The organism is Vulcanithermus mediatlanticus, from assembly GCF_055385885.1.
Window position 1 is genome coordinate 1,667,654 of record NZ_AP042385.1, and the last position, 11,448, is coordinate 1,679,101.

Sequence of the window (11,448 nt, forward strand, 5' to 3'; positions counted from 1 at the left end):
GCGCTTCACGGTTCCCGAGGTACAGCGCGTTGTGAATCGAGCCATGGGCAAAGGGACTGAAAGAGCGAAGGGAGAGCGACCCGCCGGGGCCGCTCTTGCCCCGTGAATGGTGCGGCGTTATGAAGACAAGAAAAGTCGCTTTTTATCAGGACGTTCGCGTGATCGGCATCCTCGTTCAGGTCGCCGCGACCTCGATCGTGTTCGCTTTGTTGTTCTTTCTTGGCTATACCGCCTACCAGGGCATGGTTTCGCGGGGGATTCCCTTTACCTTCCGCTTCCTGGGGGAAGAAGCTGGGTTTTCGATCAGCGAGGGGAAGACCATCGTCATCGAGGGTGGTCGGATGCTCCTCCGGCCCTTCCAGCCTTCCGACGCCTACTGGCAGGCCTTTTTTACCGGGATCTACAACACCATCCGGGTGGCCGCGACCGGCATCGTCCTGACGACGATCGTCGGTGTGCTGGTTGGGGTCGGGCGCCTTTCCTCGAACTGGCTCGTCAATCGCCTCTCGTTCGCCTACGTCGAGCTGGTTCGCAATACCCCCCTCCTGGTGCAGATGTTCTTTTGGTACTTCGGGGCGATCTTGAAACTGCCCCCGATCCGGCAGGCCAGTGAGTACTTCGGCACCATCGTGAGCCAAAAGGGGGTTTACCTGCCCTGGCCGGTACCGACCGCGGCCTGGGGGCGCTACGAGTTCTTTCTCTATGGCGGGCTCGCGACCTTGGTTCTGGGGTTTTTTTGGAAACGGAGGCGCTCGCCGCTGTGGCTCTTGGCGGCGGCCTTGATCATCGGTGGGTTTTTTATCGCCGGGGCGCCGCTCGAGGTCTCCTTCCCCGAAAAGCGCGGCTTCCGCGTGATCGGCGGGGCGCAGATGAGCCCCGAGTTCGCGGCGGTGCTGCTCTCGCTGGTGGTGTATACCGCGAGCTACATCGCCGAGATCGTGCGTGGCGCCATCCAGTCGCTGCCCAAGGGGCAGTGGGAAGCGGCAGCGAGCCTCGGGCTCAGTTACGGGCAGACCCTGCGCCTGGTGATTTTGCCCCAGGCGATGCGGATCATCGTGCCACCGCTTGGGAACCAGTACCTCAACCTCACCAAAAACTCCTCGCTGGCCATCGCCGTGGGTTATCCCGAACTCTTTAACGTCTACGGCACCATCGCCAACCAGTCGGGGCGCAGCTTGGAAGGGATCGTCATCGTTATGGCGGCCTACCTCACCATGAGCCTGACCATTAGCGCGCTGGTCAACGCCTACAACCGGCGGGTGGCGCTGAAGGGGGCATCGCGATGAGGTTCGCGGTCTGGATGCGCAAAAACCTCTTCGACGGGTGGTGGAACACCCTCCTCACCCTGAGCGTGGGTGGCTTGCTGATCGCGTTCCTCCGTTCGGTGTCGATCTGGGCGTTCACCGAGGCGCGCTGGTTCGTGATCCCGAACAACTTTCGCTTGCTCATGGTCGGCCCCTATCCCCCGGAGGAGGTCTGGCGGCTGTGGGTCGCGCTCACCATCACCACCGGGCTCATGGGTCTTTCTTTCGGTGTGTTCGCGCGCCGTTGGGGGCCGGCTTTGTCGAGGGCGCTCGCGCTGGCCTTGCTGGTCTGGGGGCTGGCCTGGCCCGTGGTGATGCCGGGCACCCGGCTTTGGCTCTTCCTGGCCCTGGCCGCCTTCTTCGCCGCCTATCCTCTCGGCACACGCCTTTCCGGCTTGCGGAAGTTCCTTCCGGTGATGTGGCTCCTTGCCTTTCTCTTGGCGCTGGACGTGGCCTCCGGGGTGCCGATGAATCGTTGGGGTGGCTTTTTCCTCACCATGGTGGTGACCGTAAGCACCGTGGTGATCGCCTTCCCCCTCGGGCTCATCCTCGCGCTCGGCCGGACGAGCAAGATGCCGGTGATCAGCTTGCTCTCGACGCTCTACATCGAGCTCATTCGCGGCGTTCCCCTGGTCACGGTGCTCTTTTTGGCCTGGATCATGGTGCCGCTCTTCGTGCCCGAGAATCTGCGGGTGCCCCAGATGATCCGGGCCATCGCTGGTTTTGCCCTCTTCGCCGCCGCCTACCTTGCAGAGTACGTGCGAGGCGGGCTGCAAGGGGTGCCCAAAGGGCAGTGGGAGGCGGCGTGGGCGGTGGGGCTTTCCGGATACCAGACGGTGACCTACATCATTCTCCCCCAGGCGATCCGCTCGGTGATCCCCGCCCTGATCGGCCAGGCCATCGCGATCTTCAAGGACACGTCCTTGCTGGTGATCATCGGTCTTTTTGACCTCCTTTCCATGGCTCAGGTGGCGCTTTCCAACCCTAAGTACCTGGGCCTTGAGCGGGAGGTCTACCTCTTCTTGATGCTGGTTTACTTTATCGGGGCGGCGGTTCTTTCCTACGCCTCGAGGCGGGTGGAAAAAGCCATGGGCCTTGGAAGTCGCTAAAATGGAGGGTCGAATGGAACCCATCATCCGCATGGAAAACGTGAACAAGTGGTTCGGCGAACTGCACGTCTTGAAGGACATCAGCCTCGAGGTCGCACCGGGCGAGGTTCTGGTTATCATCGGCCCTTCGGGCTCGGGGAAGAGCACGCTCATCCGCACCATCAATCGTCTGGAGCCGGTGCAAAAGGGGCGGATCGTTGTCGACGGCGTCGAGCTCAACGAGGATGTGAGGAACATCGAAGCCATCCGCCGTGAAGTCGGCATGGTCTTTCAGCAATTCAACCTCTTCCCCCACATGACGATCTTGGAAAACGTTATCCTCGCGCCGACGCGGGTGCGTAAGATCCCCCGGGAGCAGGCGGTGGCCAAGGCGATGGAGCTCCTGGAGCGGGTGGGGATCGCTGATCAAGCGAACAAGTACCCGGCCCAGCTCTCGGGGGGGCAGCAACAGCGGGCCGCGATCGTACGCGCCCTGGCCATGGAACCCAAGATCATGCTCTTCGACGAGCCCACGAGCGCGCTCGACCCGGAGATGGTGGGCGAGGTGCTCGACGTGATGCGGGGGCTTGCCCGCTCCGGTATGACCATGCTGGTGGTGACCCACGAGATGGGGTTTGCCAGAGACGTGGCTGACCGGGTGATCTTCATGGATGAGGGGCGAATTGTCGAAGAAGGCGTGCCTGACCAGATTTTCTCCCATCCCCAGCACGAACGCACCCAGGCCTTCTTGGCCAGGATCTTGCACCACTAGCCCATGCGTCGGAACGGGGAAGTGAAGCGATCGTGGCGGGAAGCGTGGGAGCTGTTTTTCCTCGAACTGGGGCTCATGCTCGTCTTTTTGCCCCTGTTTTTGCTCCTGCCTTGGAAAGCGACCGAGATTCCAGCGGCCCCGGCAGCGGCCGTCATCGGGCTCATCGCTGGGGGCATCTACCTTTGGAGTCTGGTCTCCGCGGCCCGGGCCGAGGATCGCCTGGCCTGGCGGGCGGCCGTCATGCGGGTTGGAATCGGCCCGGGCCTCTTGTTTTGGGCCGCCGGGGTTGCCTTCCGCCTCGGTGACCCGGGGGTGGGCGCGGGGTTTTTCCTGCTCGCGATCGCCTCATTCGCCGGGGTGTGGCTTTTGCCGCCACCCCCCGAGGATTCGCCGCCAGGGCGAGAGAAGGGCGCGAATCTCTGACAGATGGGCGCGGGCGGTTTCCATGCCCAGCTCGTAGACAAAGGGGATCTGGTCCTGGTCGAAGGTGTCGATGGGCGTTGTGATGGGCAGGCGCAGCACCATATCGGCTGATTTCAGGGCCAGGTCCTTGAGTCGCATCCTCGAGGCCTCCCCCGACTGGAGCACGGTGTCCAGGCTGCTTTGCGGCGGTTCGGTCGGCGCCGGGTTCGAAACGTCGATGGCCAAAACCCGCCCCCGGCCCAGCATTCTGGCGGCGCTCACCGGAACTTTTTCGGCGATGTCGCCGTCGACCAGGTAACGGCCATCGATCTCGACCGGAGGGAAAATGCCGGGGATGGCGCTGGAGGCGAGGAGCGCCGGGACGAGCGGCCCCCGACGGAACACCACCAGCGCGCCGGTGAGCAGGTCGGCGGCGACGACCGCCAGGGGGACGCTCGCTTCCTCGATTCTGCGATCGCCAAAGAGCGTTTTCAGCCCCTGGGCGATTTTTCCCTGCGAGGCGAGCGCGGGGCGGCGCATGGCCCGAAAGAGCAAGGTCCCGGCCTGGGCGATGCCGAGTGGGCCGCCGCTCACCTTGGTGAGACTCGCCAGGTCAGGGTCGAGGATCTTTTCCGCCAGCGCGTCGGGGTGAAGTTCGAGGCCAAAAGCGTAGCTCGCCGCGGCCAGCGCACCGGCTGAGGACCCCGCGATCCCGCTGAGTGGGATGTTGTGCTCGCGGAGGATGCGGAGCACGCCCACGTGGAAAAATCCGCGGATGCCGCCTCCGCCGAGGGCGAGGAGTAACCCCTTCATCTCAGCCCCGCCGCCCCCCTTGGGTGAGGAACCACAGGCCGAGCCCGAGCAGGATCAGGGGCAGGGCGATCTTCACCAGCGCCAGCCCGACCCCGATCAGGGCCAGAACCGGAATCAGCAAGAGCGCGCCGAGGAGCAAAAGGGGCAAAAGGCCGACACCGAGCGCCACCAGGACAGCCAAAACCACCAACCCGCCGACGACCAGCAAAGGGCCGATCAGGGGCAGGAGCAAAAGCGCTGCCAAAACGAGAAGAATCCAGCCGATCCATCGCACATTCCCAGCTTAATCGCCAGGGCGGTCCTCGGGTGTGTCATCGGGGTTTCAGACGAGTGTGCTAACCTCAGTAGCGATGAGCGCGGCTGCGAACTTGGTCGAGGGGGCCCGGCGGGCGCGGTTGGTCGCCCGGGGTCTGCGCAAGCGTTACGGTAAGCGGCAGGTGGTGCGGGGCGTTGACCTGGAGCTTGGCCGGGGCGAGATCGTGGCGCTTTTCGGCCCCAATGGGGCGGGGAAGACGACAACGTTTTACATGGTCGTGGGGTTCGTGCGCCCCAACGCCGGTCGGATCGAGCTCAAGGGCGTCGATGTGACCCGGATGCCCATGTACCGGCGGGCCCGGATGGGGCTTGGCTATCTGCCCCAGGAACCTTCGGCCTTTCGCCGGATGACGGTGCTCGAAAACCTGCTCGCGATCCTCGAGTACCGACCGCTCCCGAAAAAACAGCGCTTGGAGGCGGCCATGGCCCTCCTGGACGAATTCGGGCTCACCCGCCACAAAGATAAGTACGCCTACATGCTCTCGGGTGGGGAGCGGCGCCGGTTGGAGATTGCCCGGGCCCTCACGACCGACCCCGACTTCATCCTCCTGGACGAACCCTTTACCGGCGTCGATCCCAAGAGCGTGCGCGAGATCCAGCGCTTGATTGAAGAGCTGAGGGCACGGCGCGGGGTGGGGATTTTCATCACCGACCACTCGGTACGGGAAACCCTCGCGATCACCGACAGGGTCTACCTGATGTACGACGGTCAGGTGGTTTTTCACGGAACGCCCGAGGAGTTCGCCCGGGATACTGGGGCCAAGAACTACTACCTCGGCGACGAGTTTGAGCTTTAGCGATGAGTCTCTGGCCCATCCTTTTGGCGCTGATCGCGCTCGGCGGGCTGATCGCCTACGCCGGGGACGTCGTCGGGCGTCGGGTGGGCCGGAAGCACGTGCGGCTTTTTGGTCTCAGGCCCCGGACCACCGGCCTTGTGGTGGCGGTGGTCAGCGGCATGATTATCGCCGTGGTGGTCTTTTTCGCCTTTTTCTTCTTGGCCAAAGACGCGAGGGAGACGATTTTGGAGGCGCAAAAAGTCCGCCTCGAGCGTGACCAGTTGCTTACCGAGCGCGACCGGCTGACCGAACAGGTCGAAAACTTGAAGGCCCAGGCTGCCCGCGCCTTTGCCGAGGAGGAACGGCTGCGAACTCGCGAGCGCGACCTCACGCAGCGGCTTGAACTGGCGCAAAAGCGACTGGCGGAAGTCGAGGCGACCCGGGCGGCGCTCAAGGAAAAACTCGCCAAGGTGGAGGCACAGCTGGCCGACCGCGAAAAAGCCCTCGCAGACCTGGAATCGAAGGCCAGAGCCACCGAGGCCGAGCTTGCCCATCTCCAGGACGAACAGGCGCGTTTGGCCCTCGAGGTCAAAAACCTCGATGCCGCGAGGCGCGAGGCGGAGCGCCGGGCGAGCGAGGCCATGAAGGCCCTCGCCGCCTTGAAGTCCGAGCAGGAAACGCTCAGCAAGGAAGTGAGCTCCCTCCGCCGTCAGGCGCAAACGCTCCAGGCCGATCTCACCGAACTCGACGCCCTTCGCCGCCAGCTGGAATCGAGGAACCGGGAGCTGCGCAGCGAGAACGAACAGCTCACCCAGCTGCTGGAGCGGAGCCGCCTCGAGGCCGCCCGGCTCAAGGGTCAGGTCAGCGAGTTAAAGCGCCGGGGCGGCGAGTTGGAAAAGGGGCTTTCCCAGGCGCTCGAGGGCCGGGTCTTGGCTGAAGCGTTCCTGAATCCGGGGGAAAAGCCCCAGGATGAGCTTTCGCGAGCGCTCACCCAGGCGGCGGCGATGGCCAAGCTGATGGGGTTACCCGATCTTGCCCCGGTCAAGGTGGTGACCGAGACCTGGCGCGCCCCCGGGCTGATCATGGTGCAGGTCACGGGGGTAACGCCCGACGGGCGGCTCGCGGTGGACGTGGCCTTCGTGCCCACCCGCATCCTGTTTGAGACCGGCGCGGTGGTGGCGCGCACCCGTCTGCCGCGGGACCGGGGCCAGGCGCTCCAGGCCCTGGTCCAGCTTCGGCGGGCGGCTGAGGCCCGGCTGAGGGCGCTGGGGGTTCCGGAACCGCACCTCGAGGAGGGGCGGATTCCCGACCGCGAGCTCAATGCCTTTTTGGCCACGCTCCAGGGAGAGAACCCGGAGGTGGCGGTGGTGGCGACGGCGACGCTGACCACCACCGGGCGGATCCGCCTGGCCTTCCGGGCGATCGGGCCTTAAGCCCCGGCGCCGAGGCGCTGGAGCGCCACCCTTGCCGCGGCCAGGTCAAAGATGGCGTGGCCCACGCTTTTGAAGACGACCGGGCCTTGGGGCGTCTTCCGGGACAGGGCGGTTTTCAGGGGGACCACGCGCTCCCAGTCGACGCCGGCCTTGATCAGATCCCCCGCCTCGTTCTGGGCGCCCTCGAGGGTATCGACGACGACGTAGGCCCGGCGGACGAGCTCTGGCGGTAGCTCGGCGGCCTCTGGGGTAAAGGCGCCGATCGCGGCCACGAAGGCGTCCGAGGCGACGCGATCTTCGAACAAAGGCACCTCGCTCGTGGTCGCGGTGACGATCAGGCGGGCCTCGGGGAGCACCTCCTCGGGCTGGTTTACGATCGCACCTTCAAGCCCCAGTTCCCTGGCGCGGGCCAGCAGCTTTTCCGCTCGCTCGCGACCGCGCGAGGCAATCCATACCTTGCGGGTTCCGAGTTGGCCGGCCAGTGCCTCCAGGTGGGCCCGGGCCTGGCGCCCCGCGCCAACGAGCAGCAGCGGACCTTCGGGTGCCGGTGCCAGATGCATTGCTGCGGCGAGAGTGAGGGCAGCGGTGCGTCTCGCGGTGAGCGTCTTGCCTTCGAGCAGCAGACGCGGCACGCCGCTTTCCGCGTCGAACACGGTGAGTTCGGCCTGGACCGTTTCCGCCTGCCCGGGGTGCACGCCGACCCGCTTCACGATCCCGATGTCGTCGGCCCAGGCGGCCATGAAGAGGAGTGCCCCGCCGCGTGGAAGCCGGTGCTGGGTCCGCGGCGGGGCGAAGATTTGCCCTTCCTCGTAGGCCTTGAGTACCGAGACAACGGCCTCGGCCAGCTCACGGTAGGGGAGGAGGGCCGCGGTTTTCTTGGCGTCGAAAACCCGCATGTCACCACCAGTCAGGGCTTAAGTGCGCGCACGAACGTTTCAACGTACCGATGCCGGATTGGCGGTCGTACCCGTTTTTGGGCCCCGTCGTGGCAAAAGCCACGACGGGGTACTCAGTCAAGAAAGTCCCGGAGCTTTCGGGTCCTCGACTCGTGGTACTTGAGCTTGCGCAGCGCCTTGTTCTCGATCTGACGGATCCGCTCCCGCGTGACCCCGAAGTAGGCGCCGACCTCCTCGAGGGTGTGCTCCCGTCCGTCGATGAGGCCCTTACGCAGCTTCAAGACCATGGCCTCGCGCTCGCTGAGCTTGGAAAGAGCCTTTTCCAGTTCTTCCGAGAGCAGGCTCTGGGCGGCGGTGTCCACCGGGGAGGGGAGGTGTTCGTCGGGGATGAAGTCGCCGTAGAAGGAGTCCTTTTCGTCGCCGATCGGGGTTTCGAGCGAGACCGGCTCCTGGGCGATTTTGAAGGTTTCCTCGACCTTTTTCGCATCCCATCCGGGCCCCATGGCGTCGGCGATCTCGGCGTAGCTGGGCTCGCGACCGAGCTCCTGTTGCAGCTGGCGGGCGGTGCGGGTGAGTTTGTTGATCGTCTCCACCATATGGACCGGGATCCGGATGGTCCGCGCCTGGTCGGCGATGGCCCGGTTGATGGCCTGACGAATCCACCAGGTGGCGTAGGTCGAGAACTTGAAACGGCGGCGGTATTCGAACTTCTCGACCGCGCGGATGAGCCCTTGGTTGCCTTCCTGGATGAGGTCCAAAAACGATAGGCCCCGACCGGTATACTTCTTGGCGATCGAGACCACGAGGCGGAGGTTAGCTTCGATCAGGTGCTGGCGGGAGAGTTCTCCGTCGCGGGCGATATGGAGGTAACGCTTTTGTTCTTTGGGCAGGCTGCGGAGCTTGGCGTCGACCTCCTGGATGATGGCGTCGTCGACCTTTTTGTCGACACCGGGGATGTGCGGCACGCGTCCCCCGTGCCGGATCTGGGCCCGGATGACCTCGCGAATGGTGTCGGCGTCCAAGCCGGTGAACTCGGCCAGCTTCTGGATCGCCGCCTCGCCTTCCTCGACCCGGCGGGCGAGGTCCACCTCTTCCTCGAGCGTGAGCAGCGGGACCTGGCCGATTTCGTGGAGATACTGGCGTACCGGGTCCGAGGTGGACACCCGGGTGGGAAGGCTTTCGTCGTCTTCCTCGACGACGTCGTCTGAGACCTCGACGTCGGGGTCCTCGGGGACGACGTCAACGCCTTCGCCCTCGAGGTAATCGAGGACCTCTTCGTAGGATTCTTCGAAGGCTTCCTCGCCCATTTCGGGGAGGGCTTCTTCCATGGCCATGCGGACTTCCTCTTCCGAGAGGCTGCCCGATTTCCGGCCCTTTTTCAAAAGCCGCTGCACCGTCTGGTTTTCCAGGACCTTGCTCTCCAGCGTCGCCGTGCTTTCCTTTTTCTTCGCCATAGGCCTCCTTAGCGCTCCGATACCAGCACCTTGTAGCGCGCCACACGGAGAACGCGGTGGTTCCCAAACACCGCGCCCATCAGCGCTTCGTACTTTAAGAACGGGTTCGCCACCAGGTAGAACCTTCCGCCCTTACGCGTATGCCGGTAGGCCGCTTCGATAAAGGCGCGCGCCACATCGAGAATGACGCTTCCCCCCACGTGAAACGGGGGGTTCGTAACCACCATATCAAATTCTCCCGCGTTTTTCAAGGCCTCGTCGACGTCGGAGTGGTAAATTTCCGCCTGCAACGCGTTGGCCCTAAGGCTTTGGTGGGCGGAACGCACGGCGGCCAGGTCGTCCTCGAGCCCCAGCACGTGGGCGCCCTTGGCCGCGAGCGGGAGGGTGAGCGCCCCGTAACCCGCGCCGAGGTCGAGCACTCGGGTCCCGGGCGTGAGCTCGGGGAGGCTTTCCAGGAGCAGCTGGCTGGCGGGGTCGACCCGGTGCTCCGAGAAAACGCCGGGGAGGGTGTGGAAGATGAAGTTCTGGTCACGCAGCCTGGCTTCAAAGCGGTGCCAGAGCGGCGGGAGGTCGGGTTCGCGCTCCTTTTCCAAAACCGCGATTCGAAGCGGTCCCTCTCGCCGAACCACCAGCCCGTACCCGAGTTCGCGCTTGGCCCACTTGAAATATTGTTCGAACCCCTTCTTCTTTTCGCCCGCGATCCAAAGACGCCCGCCGGCGATCAGTGCCCTTCCCGCCGAGGCCAGCGCCGCCTGGACGAACCGGCTGCCGCGTTCGGCGGGCAGGACCAGGGCCACGGTGGAAAATGCGCCCGTTTCGACGTCCCAGGGGAGTCCCGGCACGAGTTGCCAGCGGGGCTGGTCTTTTTGCGTTCGCTCGAGGGCGAGGAGGTTGGCCCGGCTGGATTCGACCACGGTGACCTCGAGGCCGCCCCCGGCCACCCGCAGGGCCACGAGCCCGATCCCCGGGTTGAGGTCGAGCACCCGGCCTTCGGCCTCGATGGTCTCCGCCAGGAGTTCGTAGCGGCGGTCGGCGTAGCCGCGAATCCCGGCCCGGGCGTATACGCTGCCGTATGGCGTGGGGATGGCCCGAAATTGGCGGTTGGTCGCCGGCATGTTCATCGATACTCCTTGACGCCCGCTGCCGCGGCCGCAACTTTTAAGCTTAGCACTTTTTGTTAAGGTGGGTCTGGCGTGGTGATTCTTGGCATTGACACCTCCTGCGACGATACCGGCGTCGGAGTGGTGAGCGGTACGCGCGTGCTCGCGAACGTCGTGGCTTCCCAAAGCGAGATGCATGCCCGCTTTGGCGGGGTGGTGCCGGAGTTCGCTTCTCGCGAGCATACCCGCGTTATCGATCGGGTGGTTAGCGAGGCCCTGCGCCAGGCTGGGATCGGTGTGGGTGACCTCGACCTGGTGGCGGCGACCCGGGGGCCCGGGCTGGTCGGGCCGCTGCTGGTGGGGCTCAGCTATGCCAAGGGGCTGGCCTTCGGCCTCGGCATACCCTGGCTCGGTGTGCACCACCTCGAGGCCCACCTGGCCGCGGCCCGGGCCGAGGCCGACCTCGAACCGCCTTATCTGGCGCTCTTAGCCTCCGGAGGGCACACCCACCTCTTCGACGTCCCCGAAACCGGTCGTTACCTTCTCCTGGGCGCTACGCGCGACGATGCCGCCGGGGAAGCGTTCGACAAGGTCGCCCGGTTGTTGGGGCTCGGTTATCCGGGGGGACCGGCGCTCGCGGCTTTGGCCGAGCAGGGCGATCCCCATGCGGTCCCCTTTACCCTCCCCCTCAAGGGCCAGTCCGGCTTTGATTTCAGCTTTTCCGGCCTCAAGACGGCGGCGGCGCGTTTCGTTGAGAAGGGGTATGCCAAGGCGGATATCGCCGCTTCGTTCCAGCGGGTGGTGGTCGAGAGCCTGGTGACCACCGTTTTGCGGGCCGCACGCCAGCTTGGTCGGAAGGCGGTGGTGGTGGCGGGGGGCGTGGCCGCGAACCGGCTTTTGCGGAAGCGGTTTTCGGAGACCGGGCTCCGTCTCTTTTTTCCCCCGCCCGAGCTGGCCACCGACAACGGGGCCATGGTGGCGCTGGCGGCGGCGCTGCGCTGGCAGCGGAACCCGACGCCGAGCCCCTGGGCACTGGAAGCCGTGCCCTACCTTCCCTTGGATGCCGAAGACTCTCACCTTTGAGCGTACAATAGG

At 65.1% G+C, this 11,448-nt stretch carries 12 protein-coding genes; 7 read left to right on the top strand and 5 right to left on the bottom strand.

From position 1 onward, the window contains the following. The first annotated feature begins 119 nt into the window (after nucleotides 1-119). From ACZ5BT_RS09645 to ACZ5BT_RS09660, 4 genes are read left to right on the top strand one after another with little or no spacing between them, the layout of a single operon-like run. Nucleotides 120-1,286, top strand: a complete 1,167-nt coding sequence (locus tag ACZ5BT_RS09645) for an amino acid ABC transporter permease (RefSeq protein ID WP_464884376.1) — start codon at nucleotides 120-122, stop codon at nucleotides 1,284-1,286. Continuing rightward, entirely contained in the window at nucleotides 1,283-2,413 is a 1,131-nt protein-coding gene (locus ACZ5BT_RS09650) for an amino acid ABC transporter permease (RefSeq protein WP_464884377.1), read from the top strand. Before ACZ5BT_RS09645 ends, ACZ5BT_RS09650 begins: the two co-directional genes overlap by 4 nt. A 13-nt stretch (nucleotides 2,414-2,426) precedes the next feature. After that, nucleotides 2,427-3,164 carry an amino acid ABC transporter ATP-binding protein gene (locus ACZ5BT_RS09655; protein WP_464884378.1) on the top strand — a complete coding sequence of 246 codons (738 nt, stop codon included), beginning with the start codon at nucleotides 2,427-2,429 and terminating at the stop codon, nucleotides 3,162-3,164. A gap of 21 nt (nucleotides 3,165-3,185) precedes the next feature. Beyond that, the gene (locus ACZ5BT_RS09660) at nucleotides 3,186-3,587 is read left to right on the top strand and encodes a hypothetical protein (protein WP_464884379.1); all 402 of its coding nucleotides are present in this window, start codon (nucleotides 3,186-3,188) and stop codon (nucleotides 3,585-3,587) included. Here the strand turns inward: ACZ5BT_RS09660 and ACZ5BT_RS09665 are convergent. Next, complete coding sequence (locus tag ACZ5BT_RS09665; RefSeq protein ID WP_464884380.1) at nucleotides 3,510-4,379, bottom strand: patatin-like phospholipase family protein; 870 nt, start codon at nucleotides 4,377-4,379, stop codon at nucleotides 3,510-3,512. The genes ACZ5BT_RS09660 and ACZ5BT_RS09665 overlap by 78 nt on opposite strands. A 1-nt stretch (nucleotide 4,380) precedes the next feature. Continuing rightward, nucleotides 4,381-4,653 (bottom strand): hypothetical protein, encoded by a 273-nt coding sequence (locus tag ACZ5BT_RS09670; RefSeq protein ID WP_464884381.1) that lies wholly within the window; start codon nucleotides 4,651-4,653, stop codon nucleotides 4,381-4,383. A 76-nt stretch (nucleotides 4,654-4,729) separates the two neighbouring features. On the opposite strand from ACZ5BT_RS09670, the gene lptB reads away from it, so the two are divergent. Then, nucleotides 4,730-5,491, top strand: coding sequence for an LPS export ABC transporter ATP-binding protein (lptB, locus tag ACZ5BT_RS09675; RefSeq protein WP_464884382.1), 762 nt, complete (start codon nucleotides 4,730-4,732; stop codon nucleotides 5,489-5,491). Nucleotides 5,492-5,493: 2 nt separating this feature from the next. Continuing rightward, a complete protein-coding gene (locus ACZ5BT_RS09680) occupies nucleotides 5,494-6,903 on the top strand; it encodes a DUF3084 domain-containing protein (RefSeq protein WP_464884383.1) in 1,410 nt (469 codons plus the stop codon). On the opposite strand, the gene ACZ5BT_RS09685 is transcribed toward ACZ5BT_RS09680, so the two are convergent. The 3 genes from ACZ5BT_RS09685 to ACZ5BT_RS09695 all read right to left on the bottom strand — a co-directional run bounded on the left by ACZ5BT_RS09685 (nucleotide 6,900) and on the right by ACZ5BT_RS09695 (nucleotide 10,374). Next, on the bottom strand, nucleotides 6,900-7,799 hold the full coding sequence (locus ACZ5BT_RS09685; RefSeq protein WP_464884384.1) for a delta(1)-pyrroline-2-carboxylate reductase family protein: 900 nt from the start codon (nucleotides 7,797-7,799) through the stop codon (nucleotides 6,900-6,902). The genes ACZ5BT_RS09680 and ACZ5BT_RS09685 overlap by 4 nt on opposite strands. A gap of 113 nt (nucleotides 7,800-7,912) precedes the next feature. Then, nucleotides 7,913-9,253: an RNA polymerase sigma factor RpoD gene (rpoD, locus tag ACZ5BT_RS09690; RefSeq protein WP_464884385.1), complete on the bottom strand. Its 1,341-nt coding sequence runs from the start codon at nucleotides 9,251-9,253 to the stop codon at nucleotides 7,913-7,915. Nucleotides 9,254-9,261: 8 nt separating this feature from the next. Next, nucleotides 9,262-10,374: a methyltransferase gene (locus tag ACZ5BT_RS09695; protein WP_464884386.1), complete on the bottom strand. Its 1,113-nt coding sequence runs from the start codon at nucleotides 10,372-10,374 to the stop codon at nucleotides 9,262-9,264. A 72-nt stretch (nucleotides 10,375-10,446) separates the two neighbouring features. Between ACZ5BT_RS09695 and tsaD the strand changes: the two genes are divergently transcribed. After that, nucleotides 10,447-11,436: a tRNA (adenosine(37)-N6)-threonylcarbamoyltransferase complex transferase subunit TsaD gene (tsaD, locus tag ACZ5BT_RS09700; RefSeq protein WP_464884387.1), complete on the top strand. Its 990-nt coding sequence runs from the start codon at nucleotides 10,447-10,449 to the stop codon at nucleotides 11,434-11,436. Nucleotides 11,437-11,448: the final 12 nt, after the last annotated feature.